We start from the raw sequence: 17,989 nt of genomic DNA on the forward strand, positions 1-17,989 counted from the left end.
TGGCTACTGTAATTTGTTATCCTTGTCCGGAAAAAGGATAACGGGGGAGTGGTGTTTTGCTTCTTCCGGATCCATCACAGCATAGGTGACAATCAAAATGATATCCCCGATCTCGACCTTACGGGCAGCGGCACCATTCATGACAACTTCACCCGACCCGCGTTTACCCTTGATGACGTACGTCACAAAGCGTTCACCATTATTGACATTTAAAACATGAACCTGTTCGTTCTCAATAATATGCGCCGCATCCAGGAGGTCCTCATCAATGGTTATGCTGCCCATGTAATTCAGGTTGGAATCCGTTATGGTGGCCCGGTGAATTTTCGATTTTAAAACGTGTATCTGCATAATGACGGTAAAAGTATTAAAAAAATTTGATATTATCGATCAGCCGGACATTTCCCAGGCGGGCCGCCGTACAGGCGATGATCCGGTCGTTGTTTTCCCAGCTTTCAACAGGTTGCAGCGTATCTGCATCCACAATTTCGAAATACTCCAGGGCAAAGGCCGGGTGCTTTGAAAATTCTTCCCGGGCCCAGTCGGTCAACTGTTGAACCGTCATCTGCTCCCGGAGGTTTTTTGCTTTCCTGAGAATCCGGTAGATGACCGGGGCCATTGCCCGTTCTTCCGGTGAAAGTCGCTTGTTCCTTGAACTCATGGCCAGGCCGTCAGGCTCCCTGACGGTTTTGCAGGGGATGATCCTGACAGGCAAGCCGATCTGGCTGACCATGTTCCGTATGATGGCCAGTTGCTGGTAGTCCTTTTCACCAAAAAAAGCCTGATGGGGTTGAAGGATCTCAAAAAGCTTTTTCACGACAATGGCCACTCCATTGAAATGCCCGGGACGGAATTTTCCCTCCATGACCTTGTCCAGGTTTCCAAATTCGAAGATGGTGGTATCCGGAACGGGATACATCTCATCCACCGTCGGTATGAAGACCATATCGCATCCGGCATCCTGCAGTTTTCTGATATCTGCTGCTTCTTCCCTCGGGTATTTCAGCAGATCCTCCGGATTATTGAACTGGATGGGATTGACAAAGATACTGGCCGTTACGTGATCGGTAGCCATTTTCGCTTTACGGATCAAGGTAAGATGCCCTTCGTGCAGGGCTCCCATCGTAGGAACAAAGCCAATAGTGGCGCCCCCGGAAAGGATGGAATCAATGTGACGTTTGGTCTCAGCAAGGGTACGGAGGATCTTCATAGTCAAATGGTTTTACGGGAGTGGTCACAGGTTGTGGATGGTCATTGGCCGGAGATGGTTTGTGCTTAATCGTCTTTTAAGGTTTGGACGATGGTGAGCAAATCCTTTTCGAGCGTTTCGGAGGGAGTTTCGATGATCCTGCCCGCTTCCAGGTTATCCTTAACGATGATGAAGGTAGGCACGAGTCGAAGTTCCACACCGGAAATGTCGGCCAGAATGGTCTTCTTCTTCCTATCGACACAGATCAACGTAACCTGGCTTTCAGGAAACAGGATCTGGTCAAGTATTTTGAAAAACCGGGGTACCTGTTCCTGACTGTCACCGCACCAGGAACCCATCACGATGGTGATCTGATAACCATCCCATGGTTGATTCATCTGCTGAAGTACGGTTGCATCAGGTGAATACGATGCATATTCCTGCTGGTAGAACACGCCAAAGACCTTTCCTGCCAGACCATCCCTGTTGCAGGTATCGATCAGCACCTCTTCGTGCAGGGTTGTATCCATGATGACCTGATTCAGGTGCTGGGCAAAAACAAACTGCACCATAAGGCAAAGAATGATCAGAATAAAGAAATGTGTTTTCATTTGAATCGCTTCCTTAGGGGGCTCAAAGGTAATAAATTCAGTAATGAAAAAAGCACGCCAATTTGACGTGCTTCACTTTGAACTAACCTAAAACTATATGAAAAAATGAGGCCTCAGTTTAATATAAATTCATAAACCGCGTAGGAAAGTGTTCCCAGGATGATGATGACGGGAAGGACGATTTCCAGGATGCCAGCAACGGGATCTTCAATGGTTTTCAGCGGTGAAAGGGTTGATCTTGTGCTATCCGTTCCCGGAAAGTCATTGATCCGGGCCACTCCCAGGACCACCTGCTCCGTTTCGAACGGAATGTCGTCAATATAAAGTTCTTCATCCAGCAGGAAAACACTGGCCATTGCTTCATCCTGCGATGCATTCCGTTGCAGTGATTGTACAATTTCTTCCGTATCAAAGGGAATGTCATCAATGTATTCTTCTTCTTTCAATGAAAATTGCGTGAGATCGGATGCGTTGACAGAGATTCCTGCGATCTCTTCTGTATTGAAGGGAATGTCGTCAATATAGGCTTCTTCATTCAGGGATAACTGCAGATGTTCCTGCCCGGCCAGTACGAACATCCCTGTCATCATGAACATGGCAAGTAAAAATGGCTGCAAGGTTTTCATGGCATGTTGTTTTTCGGGATTTCAGCAAAATGTGGAATAAGATATGCCAAATGCATGCCACTATAATTAAATTATTGATAATCAGTTGATTAATTACAATTTAAAATCAATTAACCGGAGGGAAAGTGTTCGTTTTTCTTCATCAATGTACAATAGCGGACAAAAGATCAACGCAAAAAACAAAAATCAAAAAGCAAAGATCAGATATTGTTGATTGTTTATCAGATATCATAGAGACGGGTTTTGTATTTTTACAAGGTGTAAGAATCCACCATGGAAACCAAAACCCTTTTATTTGCTTTCGCACTGACCCTTTTTGCCGGACTATCCACCGGTATTGGCAGTGCACTGGCATTTTTCACCCGGCACACCAATACAAGATTTCTCTCCACAGCTCTGGGTTTTTCGGCCGGAGTCATGATCTATGTCTCGCTGGTGGAGATTTTTGCGAAGGCGAAAGATCAGCTGATTGCTGATCTGGGAACGCAAACTGGTTATTGGTATACTGTACTGGCCTTTTTTGCCGGAATGCTTCTGATCGCGATCATCGACAAACTGATCCCCTCGTATGAAAATCCTCATGAGTTACGCAGGGTGGAAGCCATTGAAACAGGCCAGCCGGAGAGGAACCAGAAACTGATGCGCATGGGTGTTTTTACGGCTCTGGCCATTGGCATCCATAATTTCCCGGAAGGCCTGGCAACCTTTATGGCAGCGTTGACAAAACCTGAACTGGGGATCGCCATTGCCGTGGCCATTGCGATACACAATATTCCGGAAGGGATCGCTGTTTCGGTACCCATCTACTTTGCAACGGGAAGCAAACGCAAGGCCTTCCTGCTCTCTTTCTTGTCGGGGCTGTCGGAACCTGTCGGAGCCATGGTTGGTTACCTGATCCTGCTGCCTTTCTTATCCCCGATGCTTTTTGGGTTATTGTTCGCCGGCGTTGCCGGAATCATGGTCTTTATTTCGCTGGATGAGCTGTTGCCTGCTGCTGAGGAATACGGCGAACATCATCTTTCCATTTACGGCCTGGTGGCCGGCATGGCTGTCATGGCATTAAGCCTGCTGCTGTTCGCGAAATAGACCTGAGCATGCAACCCTGAACCTGGTCACCCTGGGTGCCAGGGGGATATGTTCAGATCGTGAAGCATTGATACCATCCGCTGGTAATGGCTTCCGTTCCAGTAAACCCGCTGACAGTGTTCACAGCGGTAGAAGCTCTCATAAATGGCCCGTGTTTTAGGCTGCAGATATTCAAGAACCTCAGCTTTGTCAACATTTTTAATGATTCCATTGCATTCCATGCAGCGGTGGAAAGGCCGGATCTTTTTTGACAGATCAAGACGTTGGATGACTTCTTTCAGCTGCTCAACCGGTTTTTGTGACCGGATCCAGTAACCGTGGGTGACCTGGCTGTTTTTCAGCAACTGAATGTCTCTTGTCAGGACGATCCTTTTTTCTTTGGAAGCGATGGAAACGATCCGGTCATCCTCCAGATTGGTCTGGTAAAGCGTATCAAATCCAAGAAGCCGCCCGGACATCGAAATAGGATCAACAATACCTTACCCTGCACTATTTTCCAGAGAAAACCCGGTTCATCCGGGATGGATTCAGGATAAGGATCGTTTTGTGGATTCAAAGGTACTCATTTGTATCAGGAGGTTGCAAAAGCGGGGAAACAAATCATAAAATCTTTTACCTTTGCGCCCCATGAAACACTTTTTATTATTTTTCTTAGCCCTGTATCTCATTCCATATTTGGCAATGACACAGGACATAACTGTTTCCGAACTGAAACAGCACGTTTACTACCTGGCCTCTGATTCCCTTCAGGGGAGAAAATCCGGAACCCCGGGAGGCCTGATGGCAGCAACTTATGTCAGGGATCAATTCAGGAACTATGGTCTTGAACTGCAGTGCGATGACGGATTTCAGTATTTCGAGATTGTGACGGATGCAAAACTCGGCGGAACCAATGGATTGCATTTCGGACCCTTTACAGGCACTCCCGGTACGGATTTCATCCCGTTTAGTTATTCTTCCAATGGCACGTTGAATGCATCGGTTTGTTTTGCCGGGTATGGATTTGATTTTTCATCAGATTCTCTCACCTGGAATGATTATGAGGGAATTGATGTGACCGGCAGATGGGTTTTGATGTTTCAGGGTGATCCTGAGCCTGAGAATCCCGGAAGCGTTTTTGCCTCCTATGGCGACTCCTGGACAAAGATCCTGGGTGCGAAGGATCATGGTGCTGCAGGGATCTTTTTCGTCACTCCTGTGAAAATGGATAAAAGCGATGAACTGGGAGGGCTGCAGCTTGAAAAAAGCACTGCAGTGGCTGGCATACCGGTGATCCATCTTTCGCGGAAAACAGCAGACCGGATGCTTTCCTGCCAGGGAATGACCGTCGGGGAGTTGGAAGCCAGGTTGAATGAGGATCGCAGGCCTTCTTCCTTCCTGATCCCCCTGGAGGTGAGCGCCACGGTGGATGTCTTATTCCAGAAAGCCCGTACCCAGAACGTCATAGCGACCTTGAAAGGGACAGATCCCGTCCTTAGCCAGGAGTACATTGTCATCGGAGCCCATTACGATCATCTGGGCCTGGGGGGACCGGGATCGAATTCAAGGGCGCTGGATACGGTGGCGGTTCACAACGGTGCCGATGATAATGCATCGGGGGTGGCGGGCTTGCTTGAACTGGCTGAAGAGCTGGCCTTAAACAGGGATCAGGTCAAGCGGAGCATCCTGTTCATAGCGTTTGATGCTGAAGAAATGGGACTGCTTGGGTCGAAGTATTTTATCGATCAGTCGAAGGACATGATCGACAAGATGGATGCGATGATCAACATCGATATGATCGGCAGGTTTTATCCTCAGGAAAAGCCATTGCTGATCAATGGAACGGGCACTTCCGCTGAATCAGAAAGCATACTGAATGAAATTGCTGCCGGCCTTGATTTCAGGCTGGCATACGCTCCGGAGGGTTTCGGTGCTTCGGACCATTCGAGCTTTTATGCCAGGGACATACCGGTCTTCTTCATCACCAGCGGGGCGCACGACGATTATCATATGCCCCAGGATGATGCCGACCGGATTCATTATGAAGGAATCCAGCAGATCGTGTCGTTCATGTTCGACCTGGTAACGGTAATTGCAGACAGGGAATCCCCGTTGACTTTTCAGGAAGCGGGACCCAAGGAGCCTCCGCGTTCCGGACGAGGCTTCAAAGTGACCCTGGGCATTTTACCTGATTTTGCATCAACAGATAATACCGGTTTGCGGGTCGATGCTGTGCGGAAAGGTGGCCCTGCTGATCAGGGTGGCATGAAGAAGGGTGACAAGATCGTTGCCCTCCAAGGGAAAGCAGTCACCAATATCTATGATTATATGGCCCGTTTAAAAGAACTGGAAGCCGGACAGGCGGCAGCCGTTGAAGTCCTCCGCGATGGGATCAGGCTTGTCCTGCTGATTCAGCTTTAAGGGCAGGACATTGGTCATCCTTATCAACCATCTGAAAGACTGAGCTCATGTCCGAACTGCTGAAATGGGAAGTCCTGATAAAATTCTTCAAGTTTGGTGTGGTAGGAGTATCCGGCATCGCCGTCGATTTTGGCATGACCTACCTTTGCAAGGAAGTCCTGAAGATCCAGAAATATGTCTCCAATGCCATTGGCTTTACCACTGCAGCTTCCACCAACTATCTCCTGAACCGGATATGGACCTTTCAGAGTACCGATCCGGCCATCTTTTTACAGTATTCCAGGTTTTTGATGATTTCACTGATCGGTCTGGGGATCAATACCCTCGTGCTCTGGATACTGGTCAGCAGGTATCACAAGCGCTTTTACCTGTCAAAACTTGCTGCAGTTGCGGTGGTGATGATCTGGAATTTTTTGGCCAACTATTTCTTTACGTTCCAGGGATAGAAAAGTTCAGTGTTTCTTCCGCAGTTCATCAGCGTGGAACATCAGGGGGAGCAAATGACTGATACTTTCAGCTATCCAGATCTTGCTTTTTTCGCCCATCATGACCAGTCGTACAGGTTGGTCGTAGAGTTTTTCGTATTCAGCGATCACCTGCCGGCATGCTCCACAGGGGGTGACCGGGTCGGTGATCAGGAAATTCTTCGCATGGCCCGCAATGGCGATGGCCATAACGGGAACACCAGGGTAAAGGGCTGAGGCAGCAAAAAGTGCCACGCGCTCGGCACAAAGTCCCGATGGGTAGGCGACATTTTCCTGGTTATTCCCTTTCACCATGCTGCCGTTTGACAGCCTGACCGCTGCACCAACATAATACTGCGAATAGGGTGCATAAGCATCCTTCGTTGATTCAATGGCCTGCTCTAGTAAAATCCTGTCGTCTTGCCCGAGTTCATCCGGGGAATTGAATTCCTGGAAGCGACTGATGATTTCAAATTGTTTCATGCGTTGTGATTTGTTTATTGAAAACAAACAGTGAGTAGAAAAATGCAAAGAAAGTCACACCTGCCTGGGTGTTGAGTGTGTCATCTCCCAGGAAGGAGACGACGGCTATTGAAAAGAATGCAATAAAGAAATAGTGGTGAAAGGCTCTGTTTCTGACAGCGGGATAGAAGATGGCCAGGAGAAACCAGATCAATCCCGGCCAACCATAGGCAATCAGGTACGTCAGGAACTGGTTATGTGCACTGAACATGCCTTTTTTTGCCGACTGCAGGGGTGACTCCATACGGATCAATTCATCCCGGAAGCTGGAACGGACATCGCCGGTTCCCACTCCAATGAGCCCATGGTCACGGATGACATTGATGGCTGCTTTAGCCTGTTCAATACGCTCCGTCGCTGAAGATCCTGCGTGAACCCCTGATCTCCGGTACGATTGGTATGCCATGATGATATGATGAATGCGGTTCTTCAGGCTGAACTTCTTCAGGTCATTGATGTTGGCCACTCCGTGCTCAATGTTATGGATATCTTGATCTGTCAGTGCCGCCACACCTTCATCATCTTTCCGCAGTTCTTTGGAAGTGAGGTAACGGATCAGGGTATACCTGACCTCCTGTCCTTGCATATCCAGGCTGTCGAAGGGAATCCTGCTTCGTCTTTCCCAGCCCTGCTTCAATTCAGGCCAGCAGAGATACATACCGACATAGTGTCCGTCTTCGATCCCCAGGGTTGTGTCGTTGACATAAAGCGCACCCCCGGGCGTGTACCTCTCCAGCTGTTCCATCCGGAGAGGAGGGACATTCAAATAATTTTTGACAGTATGGTGCACGTAAATTGCAACGACAGCAGGAACTGCAACCAGCAACCCGATGAACAGGATCCGCAGAAATTTGCCGGAGGAATGGAAGGACAGCCAGAGCAGGATGACACCCAGGGTGCCGAAGAAAGCCAGAATACCCGAAAGGGAGCGGAGCAGGAACAGAAAGACCACCAGCCACAGTAAAAGTGCAGTCAGGACGAACCGCATTCGGGAAGATATCTTCTCCTTTTGAAAACAGTAATAGGCCAGGATAAAGATCGCCAGGCAGATCATCAGACCGAACCGGCTGTGATGAATGAAAGCAGAAATTTGACGTGGATCTGTTATTTCTTGATTGATAAGCAGATAAGTGCTGTTTAAGGTGCCGGCAAAAACTGCAGCGACGAAAATAAGCAGAAAAAATCTGAACAGATTCACCGGGATCTTCTCCATGGAGGATAAAAAAAGAGGCAACAGGAACAGGGGAAGGTCATTACGCACGACTTTCATTCCATCATCCAGATCATTCGTATGGATAAGTCCAAGGATATCGATCAACAGGAGTGAGCTGAAGATGAGTGCAGGCTTGTTTTGCAGAAAACGGCTAAATTTCCTGACCAGGTTCAGGAATCCTTCTTTGACAGCGACGGGAACCAGCATCAGGATTCTGGCCGAACCCTTCTTTTCTTTATAGCAGGAGGAAATGCTACGGGTATTGATTCCATCCACAATGAAAACCCCGGCCAGTAAAAACTGGGCAACACTCATAAAAAAACGGGATAAGGGGAGAGCGGCCAACATTAAAGCCAGACCAAAATAGCATGTGTACTTTACAAAAAGTGACCAGGCTGAATCATTGGTCATGATGCATCATATTGGTTATTCATCCGTAGGATCCTGTTCAGGGTAGGTGCCGTCCAGAATGGATTGGTAGGTTTCGCTGCTCAGAAGGATCTCGGTAGCTTTTTTGATCTCAGGGTCATCTTTCAATGAGGTGACGATCTGGCCTTCCTGATAATAATACCTGGTAACGATTTCCTGCCTGAGGATGGTTTCCAGTTCATCCCGGCTTTGCTGCAGGTCATCCAGTTTGGTGGCCTGGATTTTTTTCTTCAGTGCTTCATATTCTCCTGAAATCTCATCGTAGACCTGGTCCTTCTTGGCCATGGCTTTCAGGTCATTCAGTTCCTTTTCGCTGCTGGTGGTGTAGGCATAATCTTTATCGGAGAGGTAGGAAAGGAAATCCTGATAAATGCTGTCATTGATCTCAAATTGATTCGCAGCGGGGATTACGGGATGACTCCAGTAATAGTTGGTGGCATAGTCAAAGATAAGGAATTTGCTGTAGAGTGTTTGGCTGATGCTGCTGAGTATCGGGATCTCGGTTTCGATATCGGGTTCAATTCCTCCACCGTCATAAACTGATCTTCCATTCCTGGTTTTAAATTCCGAGATAAGGGAGTCGGGGATTTTGGTGAACCGTCCTTTTTCATCCTTGTGAGAGTAGTCGATTGCCTGGATGCATCTTCCGCTTGGAATGTAGTATTTGGCCACCGTAACTTTCATTTTTGCATTATAGGAAAGGGGGATCACATTTTGGACCAAGCCTTTTCCGTAAGTTCTTTGCCCGATGATCACGCCCCGGTCGATATCCTGTATGGCACCCGCCACGATTTCTGAAGCGGACGCACTGGTATTGTCAACCAGCACGACCAGGGGGATCTGGGTGTCGAGGGCAGCATTTTCAGTGTGGTATGAACGGTTCCGATCCGTAAGTTTACCCTTTGTGCTGACGACCAATTCTCCTTTGTCAACAAAGATGTTGGTGATATGGACGGCTTCCTGGAGAAGGCCACCGCCGTTACCGCGCAGATCGAGGATCAATCCGTTCAAGGATTGCTTTTCTTTTAATTCCATAAAAGCTTCACGCACTTCTTTTCCGGCATTTTGGGTGAATCCGCTCAGTTTGATGTAGCCGGTCCCGTTATCCAGTATGCCGTAATAGGGTATGTTGGCCACTGTGATTTGTTCACGGGTGATGGAAACAGGTATTGGCTTTGGATTTCCCGGTCGTTCAATCAGGAGGTCAATGGTTGTGTTGGGCTGTCCTTTCAGAATGGTACTGACCTCATCGGTGTTTTTATCCCTGGCGGATTGCCGGTTTATTTCCAGGATTTTGTCACCGGCTTTTAATCCGGCCTTATCCGCTGGTGAGTTTTTGTAGGGTTCGGAAATGACTACATAATCGCCCTGCTGATGGATCAGGGCCCCGATTCCGCCATACTGACCGGTGGTCATGAACTCATAATCCTCAATATCGGATTCGGGGATATAGTTGGTATAGGGATCCAGTGATCCGAGTATGGCGTTGATGCCGGTTTTCATCAGGTCACCCGGCATGAGCTCATCAACATAATTGAGATTCAGCTCTTTGAAAAGGGTGACATAAATGTCAAGGTTCTTGGATATTTCGAAATCTTTACCGTTCTGACCTTTCAGGATAAAAGGGGTCGTCATCAGAAAAGGGACAAAAAAGGTAAAGATGCTGATTTTCAATGTTTTCATCTTAAGTGAAGATTGAGTTGTCTGGATAGGGTCTGGTATAGTCGGTTCATATTGCATTACGGCACGGGATCATACCCGCTACCACCCCAGGGGTGGCACGACAGTACTCTTTTCAGGGTCAGCCAGCCTCCTTTAAAGGGACCATGTTTCCTGATGGCTTCAATTCCGTATACTGAGCAGGTTGGTGTGTACCTGCAGGAGGGTGGCAGGTAAGGTGAGATGACAATCTGATAGAGTCGTATCAGCAAGATCATGAATTTACCCATCACCTTTTTCATATTCTCTGCTCAAACGCTGCAAAATTAGTATTATTATCGCTTCCAGTTGCCGGTACGGGAGAATTGAGTCACCGAAATAGACCAGGGCAAACGACAAGGTACCACGCTGCTTTGTCAGGCAGTCATAAAGGATAACCTTGTGCCGGCGATAAGCTTCCCGGATGCGTCTTTTCAGGAGGTTTCGATTCACTGCCAGGCCAATGTGTTTTCGTTGCACCTGGATGACCAGCTGTACAGGGAACGGCTGAACTGCAGGAGTGATCACCCAGTAAACCCGTATGGGGTAGATCGTGAAATGACGACCCTGGGTGAATAAAGTATTGATCTGGTTGCGATTGCAAAGACGTTCGTGCTTGCGGAACGTATTTCGGAGGAACGGATTGATTCCGGTCAATGCCTCTTATTTTTTCTTGTTGTTCTTTTCCAGGAATTCTTCAATGGCCATGGTCATCGAAGGAGCTGTCTTTGTGGGTGCACTGATATTCAGGGTAAGTCCGGCATCTTTGACAGCCTTGGCTGTGGATGGACCAAAAGCCCCAATCAGTTTTTCTTCCTGCTTGAAGTCAGGAAAATTCTTTATCAGTGATCTTACACCGGCTGGGCTGAAAAAGACCAGTAAATCATACTTGTCAATGCTGAAGTCCTTAAGATCACTCGCCAGTGTTTTGTAAATGACAGCCTTGGTGCACTGGATGTTACATTCCTGCAGAAGCTTTGTTATCTCGTGTTTGTGAACATCGGAACACGGGAGCAGGTATTTCTCTTCCCGGTGTTTTTTTATGATTTCCAGCAGATCCGTAAAGTTTTGTTTGCTGTAAAATATTTTTCTTTTTCGGTACTGAATGTATTTTTGGAGGTAAAAAGCAGTGGCTTCTGATATACAGAAATATTTCATTTCATCCGGGATTTCCACTCTCAGATCCTTTGCCAGGTTGAAAAAATGGTCAACCGCATTTCTGCTGGTAAAGATAATGGCAGAGTAGTCCAGCAGATGCACCTTGGATTTCCGGAATTCTTTTGCACTTATTCCCTCAATCTGGATGAAATTATAAAAATCGATGCTTACATTGTGTTTTGTTGCTAACTGTCCGTATGGTGATTTATTCAGTTCGGCTGGTTGAGGTTGCGATACGAGTATGTTCTTAACTTTCAAATCACGTTATTTTAAAAAGTTAGATAATTGACTAAAAGCCTGATATTCAATGCTTAGAGATTATCTTTTGCGATTTTTACAATGGCCAACAGAGGTAAAAATTCGACGGTGCAAAGATAAAAAAATAAATAAAACATTGAAAATTTTGTGTCAGACAGTCCGATGATGATTCCCCTGAAGATCCGCAAAAGGAAAAAAAGGCCGATGATTCCCAGGCTTATGTACAGGAAGAGCTGGGAATGGGAGTATGCATTGATCACCAGGAAAGGGAGCAGGATAATTCCGCACAGGAAGTTATACGACATGGAACTCATCAGGTACTGGGAAGTGATTTCATAATTCCGGAAGGTCCAGCCTAACACACGGATCAGGAATAGCCGGAAGAGAAGCCACAGGACAATGCCTCCGGCAATGGCCAGAAAAAGAAGGAACTGAAGGGATCCGGATGAAGAGGGACCGGACAGCGATTCACTGAATTGAAATAAAAGGAGCGCAGTTGCGCAGATGAAGAGGAATCCAAGCGACAGATTGATCAGGTCGTACCTTCCGCCCCCTTCGCGTATGAGCAGGTTCATATATTGTTTTGAGTATGAAGCCTGCACCAGCTGGGTAAACCTTTTTCGGAACGAGACCCTTACCCAGGCAAAAATGGCAAAACAGATCAGCAAAACAGGAATGATCCAGTCGTTAAGGACTTCCATCCGGACTGCAGGCGTGAATTCCCTGGTGTGAAAAGGCTGCGTTTGAAAATAGGAGACAGGCGCTTTCGCTGCAGATTGCAGTTCCTTTGCAGGTAACGTTTCCGTATAGTAATGGATCAGGTCCTGAAAATCCTTTGAAATATAGACTTCATCTGGACTGTAAGTGATCGGTTTTACCGGATCCGTGTACGGCAGCAAAGGAGTTAGTAGGCTGTCCTGGTTCATTCGATCAGCAGTAATTTACCCATTTTATGACACATGTCCACCGCAGTTCCCTGAAGGAAAATATCCGTGACCGTATCTGTATACCGTGTTTTTGTTATGTTAATTTCAATGATCCTGGCTTCGTTTTCTTTGGCCGTAAAAGGGATCTGTGCCGCCGGCAACACTTCCCCGTCGCTGCCAATGATCAGCATGACATCGGCTTTGATAGCTTCCTGAAATGATTGATTCAACTCATCCTGGGGTGGCTCCTCATTGAAAAAAACGATCTTTGGTTTCAAAACGCCCTTGCAGATGAAGCACGTCGGCGGTAAAAAATTCAGGTCCGTGAAACTGATATCATATTCAGAACCACAGTCGGTGCACACCAGTGTTTTGGAGGAACCATGAAGCTCCAGGACTTTTTTGCTGCCTGCTAACTGGTGCAGGTTGTCAATGTTTTGAGTGATCACCGTTTCGATGATTCCCCTTTTTTCCAGTTTAGAAATGAAGTAGTGTGCATAGTTGGGTTCGGCACGGCCAAAGGTATCATAAAAGATCTCCTTGATTTTTTGCCAGGATGCGAGTGGTTTTTTAAGAAAGAAACCCAGTTCAAGGTAAATTGGGTCAACGTAGTTCCAGATTCCGTTTTCCCCCCTGAAGGGAGGGATGCCGCTTTCGACCGATATGCCTGCACCTGTAAAGACAACTCCATACTTCGCATTCCGCAGAATGGCAACGGCTTTTTCTATATCATCTTTCCAGATTGTATCAAATAGGTCTTCAGGCATAGACTATTGCATCATTGGCTGATTCACGCCACAAGCTTTCCTCCGGACCGATTAGTTGGAGTCAAAAAAGTAGGTCTGTTCATAATCTGCCATTTCTTTGGTGACATGGACGGATCCATCGGAATTGAAATGAATGTTGAATCCGTATTTCTTGAAAACAGAGATCATAGGTTTGTTATCGACGGTTGTTTCAGCAACGATTCGTTTCAGTCCCCAGTGTTTGGCAACGTCCATTGAGTATTTCGTCAGGAGGTTGCCCAGGTCTTTTCTTTGCCACGCATCCCGGATCAGGATGGCGTATTCCACCGTATCCAGATCCAGGTTGGCGATCAGGCGGCCAACGCCGACGAGCTTTTTGGTGCCTTCCTCGATCACTTCTGCAACGATGGCGATTTCCCTGGAATAGTCGATCACACAGAACTGGGTGGCAATTTCGTGGGCTGCGTAGTGGAAATCATAGCGGAACCGGGAATAAATGGATTCCTTTGAGCAGCTTCCCAGCATATCCAGCCACAGGGGTTCGTCTTCGGGCTTGATCGGGCGCAGGGTGATGGTGGATCCGTCGGCCAGTGTCATCGGGGTGACATATTCTTCCGGGTACGGGTGCAGGATCAGGTGTGAGTAGTTGGGCACGGGGTTCTTCACGATCTCTTCGTCGATGACGATGCGCGCATCCAGGGCGATCACATTTTCCTGGCCCACCAGCAGCGGGTTAATATCCAGCTCGGTGATCTCAGGGTAGTCGGCTGACAGGTACGACATGCGGATCATGATCTCAATCAGCTTTTCTATGTTCTTTCGGGGTGCACCGCGGTATCCGGTGAGCAGAGGATATATTTTCAGGGATTTGAGCATATTGTCGGCCAGGGCCTCATTCAGCGGCGGGAATCCCAGGGCCTTGTCCTTGAACAGTTCGGCCACCACGCCTCCCATGCCGATCAGGATGCAGGTCCCGAACACCGGATCCTTTTTAATGCCAAGGATCAGTTCCACGGCATCCTTTTCCTGGACCATTTTCTGAACGGTGATCCCTTCGATGCGTGCCTGGGGCATTTTTTCCTTTACACGGTCCATCATCCTGTCCCAGCTGCCGATCAGGGACTCCTTGGTACGGTTGTTCAACGATACCCCCCCCACGTCGGTCTTATGCGTGATGTCGGGGGAGTGGATCTTCAAAACCACCGGATACCCAACTTCCTCAGCGATCTTGACAGCCTCATTTTTGTTTTTGGCGAGCATGGGCCGGGTGGTCGGTATGCCGTAAATTTCCAAAAGTTCCTTGGATGCATCTTCCGACATCGTACGGTTTTTGCCGAGGTCGGTGTTCTCCAGCTCATGGCGCAGGCGGGCAGTGACCTGCTCGCGGGTCGTCTTCCGGTCGTACGGGAAGGATACAGGGATATCCTGCGGGGTTTCAAATAAAGCATCCAGGTTATGCGAATAATCCGCCAGTGTCATGAAGGCGGAGATCGCCTGCTCGGGAGTTGCGTAATTGGCGATGTTGTGCTTATTAAAGATTTGGATCCCCTCGCGCATCTCTTTCCCTCCCAGCCAGGCAGTCAGGATAGGCTTGGTTGTTTTTTCGGTTAATTTACTGATTTCCAATGCTATTGAGGTCGGATCCGTCATGGCCTGAGGGGTCAGGATCGCCAGAACGGCATCCACACCCGGATCCTGCAGCACAATCTCAGTAGCCACGGCATAGCGTTCGGGAGTGGCGTCCCCCAGTACATCCACAGGGTTACCATGTGACCAGAACGGAGGAAGGTAATCATTGAGCTTTTTCATCGTATCATCCGTAAGCTTCACCAGTTCTCCTTTGCTGGCGATTAGCGTATCGGTTGCCATGACCCCCGGACCTCCTGCATTGGTAACAATAGCCAGGTTGGCCCCTTTCGGGATTCGCCTGCGGGAAATCAGATCCGTAAAATCAAAGATATCACCGATATTGTAGACCCTGGCGATGCCCGCCCGCTGGAAAACAGCATCGTAAATGGAGTCTTCCGAAGCCATGGCACCGGTGTGGGAAGCGGCCGCTTTGGCTGATTCCGGAAAACGACCGGCCTTATAGACAATGATGGGTTTTTTGCGGGCAAAGGCCCGGGCAGCGGTCATGAACTTGCGGGCCTCATTGATGGATTCAACGTACAGCACGATCGACTTGGTCTGGGGATCCATCCCAAAATAATCGATCAGATCACCAAACTCAACATCCATGCTGTTGCCGATGGAAACAAAATAAGAGAAACCGATATTTTCCTCGTAGGACCAGTCAAGGATCGAGGTGCAAAGGGCACCTGACTGGGAAATGAAGGCCACGTTGCCATCCTTGGGCATGCCCGAGGCAAAGCTCACATTCATTTTAAGGCGCGGAACAATGATGCCGAGGCAGTTCGGCCCGATGACACGCATTTCCGGAAAACTGGCAACCACCTTTTTCAATTCACCCTCGAGCACCTTCCCTGCGGCCCCTGTCTCCTTGAATCCGGCCGTCATGATGATGATGCCGTTAATCCCGGCTTCCCCGCATTCCTGTACCAATCCGGGCACCAGCTGGGCACCTGTGGTGATCACTGCCAAATCTGGGGTTTTGGGCAGGCTGCGAACATTCGGATAGCATTGGATGCCAAGAACGGCTTCATGTTTTGGATTGACAGGATAAACGACTCCATTGAACCCGCCGCCAACTAAATTCTTTAATGTAATGCCACCCACACTGTTTGGGTCGTTCTTCACACCGATCAATGCGATCCGCTGCGGTTTAAAGATGCTGCTTAAATGACTGACTCCCATAATAATAAAATTTTTTAAGTTGAATGATTATCGTGACGTTCAAGCTTTTCAAAAAGACGGTGCAAAGGTATTAAAGTTATAGGTTCATTATGAGGTTATGTTGTTAAAAACTTAACAAATTAAAAACCCGCGATCCATTGGTTCTGGGGTTTTTCTGTTAATTTTAAAATCCAGATTGGTTTGGTATGATAACGACCTATTTCGACGGTCAGCAGGCCACTTTCCTGATGGCCGGTGGTGTGTGTCTGATCCTTGGTATGTTCTTTCATCTAAAGGAAAGGGAAAAAGCAGCCGTTTTATTGCTCATGACCTCTGCTTTGCTGGTCAACCTGTTCGCTGCTGCCCTGGACCCCTTCCTTAACCTCTGGGATGAGCGCTTTCACGCCCTGGTGGCTAAAAACCTGATGGCTCATCCCTTCAAACCAACCCTGTATGATGATCCTGTCGTCACCATGGCGTACGACCGCTGGGACAGGTACCATATCTGGCTTCATAAACAGCCCCTTTTCCTCTGGCAGATCGCCCTGAGTTTCAAAATCTTCGGTGTGTCAGAATTCAGTGTGCGCATTCCCTCGGCCGTTCTGGGTACTTTCCTGGTTCTGGCCGGTTACCGAAGTGGCAAATTATTGGTCAGTAAACGTACGGGTTTCATAACGGGTATACTGATCGTGACCTCGCTTTACTTCCTTGAACTGGTCGCCGGCCGGCAGGAGGTTGATCATAACGATGTTTCCTTTGTTGTCTATATTTCCCTGAGCATTTGGGCGCTCATCGAATACAACTTTTCAGGGAAAAGGGGTTGGATACTGCTGGTCGGGCTTTTCAGCGGAATGGCCATTCTCTGCAAATGGCTGACGGGCTTGCTGGTCTACCTTGGGTGGCTGGTCCTCATTCTTCAGGACCTGAAATCAAGGTACCGGGAGTTCCTTCTTGTCTTCGCTGCGCTCCTGGTGACGGTGGCCGTCGCATTGCCCTGGCAGTTGTTGACCCTTTTCCGGTACCCGGCAGAAGCCGCAATGGCCCTGGAGATGAACTCCCGGCATTTTTTCGAATCCGTAGACGGCCACCGCGGCGACTTCTGGTATCATTTCCGGCAGATCAGCGTCATTTATGGCAAACTGTCACCCTACCTGATGGTTCCTGCCTGGGTCGTTTTGTACTTTCGTTTGAATGTCAAAAAGTTTTACCTTCCCCTGCTGGCGATGGCTGTCGTGGTTTACCTGTTCTTTTCACTGGCCACCACCAAAATGCCATCTTTCACGCTGCCGGTCAGCATGCTGATTTTCATCGCCCTGGCCAGTGTGATCGATACTGTTCTGGATTTGGTCAGGAAAATAAAAATGCCTGAGGCGCTTTACAGCGGTTCCGTGTTCATCGTGCTTCTGACAGTCGTCATACTGAGGATTAACATTGAAACCATTCAGGCCAGACATACGCTCCGGAAGCCGGACAACATTTATACCCCATGGCTGACCCACAACGCGCAGGTCTTCAAAAGCCTTGAATTGCCTCCCAATGCAGTTCTGTTCAATGTTAAAGGCAGGCATTATGTTGAAGCCATGTTTTATACTGGGTGCCCGGCGTATAATTTCCTTCCGGACCAAGGGCAGTATGAGGAGGTGAAGAATAAGGAGCGGAGGGTGGCTGTATTTCAGCCTTACGGAACAGATCTGCCGGATTATTTACAAGAAGATAAGGATGTTCTGGTTCTGACGCAGGAGATAAAGGGGTGGGAGTGATCCCAATGGAATAACGATTGATGATTGTCCAGATGGAAGGAGAGGTGGAGGTGGAGGGAGAGGGAGAGATATGAAAGGAAATCAGGGGTAAGAGCTTATCCTGATTTCCT

General features: G+C 48.2%; 18 protein-coding genes. 4 read left to right on the forward strand and 14 right to left on the reverse strand.

Annotation, left to right across the window (positions count from 1 at the left end; genetic code table 11):
* Positions 1-3: 3 nt before the first annotated feature.
* The 4 genes from PKI34_03275 to PKI34_03290 all read right to left on the reverse strand — a co-directional run bounded on the left by PKI34_03275 (position 4) and on the right by PKI34_03290 (position 2,426).
* A complete protein-coding gene (locus PKI34_03275; GenBank protein ID HNS16824.1) occupies positions 4-351 on the reverse strand; it encodes an aspartate 1-decarboxylase in 348 nt (115 codons plus the stop codon).
* Positions 352-367: 16 nt separating this feature from the next.
* On the reverse strand, positions 368-1,210 hold the full coding sequence (gene panC, locus PKI34_03280) for a pantoate--beta-alanine ligase (GenBank protein ID HNS16825.1): 843 nt from the start codon (positions 1,208-1,210) through the stop codon (positions 368-370).
* A gap of 65 nt (positions 1,211-1,275) precedes the next feature.
* Complete coding sequence (locus PKI34_03285) at positions 1,276-1,800, reverse strand: thioredoxin family protein (GenBank protein ID HNS16826.1); 525 nt, start codon at positions 1,798-1,800, stop codon at positions 1,276-1,278.
* Positions 1,801-1,913: 113 nt separating this feature from the next.
* Entirely contained in the window at positions 1,914-2,426 is a 513-nt protein-coding gene (locus PKI34_03290; GenBank protein ID HNS16827.1) for a hypothetical protein, read from the reverse strand.
* 273 nt (positions 2,427-2,699) lie between these two features.
* On the opposite strand from PKI34_03290, the gene zupT reads away from it, so the two are divergent.
* On the forward strand, positions 2,700-3,512 hold the full coding sequence (gene zupT, locus PKI34_03295; GenBank protein ID HNS16828.1) for a zinc transporter ZupT: 813 nt from the start codon (positions 2,700-2,702) through the stop codon (positions 3,510-3,512).
* 26 nt (positions 3,513-3,538) lie between these two features.
* On the opposite strand, the gene PKI34_03300 is transcribed toward zupT, so the two are convergent.
* A complete protein-coding gene (locus PKI34_03300; protein ID HNS16829.1) occupies positions 3,539-3,970 on the reverse strand; it encodes a Mut7-C RNAse domain-containing protein in 432 nt (143 codons plus the stop codon).
* A 223-nt stretch (positions 3,971-4,193) separates the two neighbouring features.
* On the opposite strand from PKI34_03300, the gene PKI34_03305 reads away from it, so the two are divergent.
* Both PKI34_03305 and PKI34_03310 read left to right on the forward strand, forming a co-directional pair.
* On the forward strand, positions 4,194-5,912 hold the full coding sequence (locus PKI34_03305) for a M20/M25/M40 family metallo-hydrolase (GenBank protein ID HNS16830.1): 1,719 nt from the start codon (positions 4,194-4,196) through the stop codon (positions 5,910-5,912).
* A gap of 47 nt (positions 5,913-5,959) precedes the next feature.
* The gene (locus PKI34_03310) at positions 5,960-6,358 is read left to right on the forward strand and encodes a GtrA family protein (GenBank protein HNS16831.1); all 399 of its coding nucleotides are present in this window, start codon (positions 5,960-5,962) and stop codon (positions 6,356-6,358) included.
* A 6-nt stretch (positions 6,359-6,364) separates the two neighbouring features.
* Here the strand turns inward: PKI34_03310 and PKI34_03315 are convergent, their stop codons facing one another.
* From PKI34_03315 to PKI34_03355, 9 genes are all read right to left on the reverse strand, one after another.
* Positions 6,365-6,859 carry a cytidine deaminase gene (locus tag PKI34_03315; GenBank protein ID HNS16832.1) on the reverse strand — a complete coding sequence of 165 codons (495 nt, stop codon included), beginning with the start codon at positions 6,857-6,859 and terminating at the stop codon, positions 6,365-6,367.
* Entirely contained in the window at positions 6,846-8,426 is a 1,581-nt protein-coding gene (locus tag PKI34_03320; GenBank protein HNS16833.1) for an O-antigen ligase family protein, read from the reverse strand. The genes PKI34_03315 and PKI34_03320 overlap by 14 nt, the downstream gene beginning before the upstream one ends.
* A 111-nt stretch (positions 8,427-8,537) precedes the next feature.
* Entirely contained in the window at positions 8,538-10,223 is a 1,686-nt protein-coding gene (locus tag PKI34_03325; GenBank protein HNS16834.1) for a S41 family peptidase, read from the reverse strand.
* Between the two features lie 56 nt (positions 10,224-10,279).
* Positions 10,280-10,501 (reverse strand): membrane protein insertion efficiency factor YidD, encoded by a 222-nt coding sequence (gene yidD / locus PKI34_03330; protein ID HNS16835.1) that lies wholly within the window; start codon positions 10,499-10,501, stop codon positions 10,280-10,282.
* Positions 10,482-10,895: a ribonuclease P protein component gene (locus PKI34_03335; protein HNS16836.1), complete on the reverse strand. Its 414-nt coding sequence runs from the start codon at positions 10,893-10,895 to the stop codon at positions 10,482-10,484. Before PKI34_03335 ends, yidD begins: the two co-directional genes overlap by 20 nt.
* 6 nt (positions 10,896-10,901) lie before the next feature.
* Positions 10,902-11,654: a uroporphyrinogen-III synthase gene (locus tag PKI34_03340; protein HNS16837.1), complete on the reverse strand. Its 753-nt coding sequence runs from the start codon at positions 11,652-11,654 to the stop codon at positions 10,902-10,904.
* Between the two features lie 53 nt (positions 11,655-11,707).
* On the reverse strand, positions 11,708-12,580 hold the full coding sequence (locus PKI34_03345) for a DUF4271 domain-containing protein (GenBank protein ID HNS16838.1): 873 nt from the start codon (positions 12,578-12,580) through the stop codon (positions 11,708-11,710).
* Positions 12,577-13,347 carry a Sir2 family NAD-dependent protein deacetylase gene (locus PKI34_03350; protein ID HNS16839.1) on the reverse strand — a complete coding sequence of 257 codons (771 nt, stop codon included), beginning with the start codon at positions 13,345-13,347 and terminating at the stop codon, positions 12,577-12,579. The genes PKI34_03345 and PKI34_03350 overlap by 4 nt, the downstream gene beginning before the upstream one ends.
* Positions 13,348-13,398: 51 nt before the next feature.
* Positions 13,399-16,140 carry a bifunctional acetate--CoA ligase family protein/GNAT family N-acetyltransferase gene (locus tag PKI34_03355; GenBank protein HNS16840.1) on the reverse strand — a complete coding sequence of 914 codons (2,742 nt, stop codon included), beginning with the start codon at positions 16,138-16,140 and terminating at the stop codon, positions 13,399-13,401.
* A 185-nt stretch (positions 16,141-16,325) separates the two neighbouring features.
* Between PKI34_03355 and PKI34_03360 the strand changes: the two genes are divergently transcribed.
* A complete protein-coding gene (locus PKI34_03360; protein ID HNS16841.1) occupies positions 16,326-17,879 on the forward strand; it encodes a glycosyltransferase family 39 protein in 1,554 nt (517 codons plus the stop codon).
* Positions 17,880-17,989: the final 110 nt, after the last annotated feature.

This window comes from Bacteroidales bacterium, assembly GCA_035342335.1.
In the GTDB taxonomy this organism is placed as follows: Bacteria; Bacteroidota; Bacteroidia; order Bacteroidales; family JAGONC01; genus JAGONC01.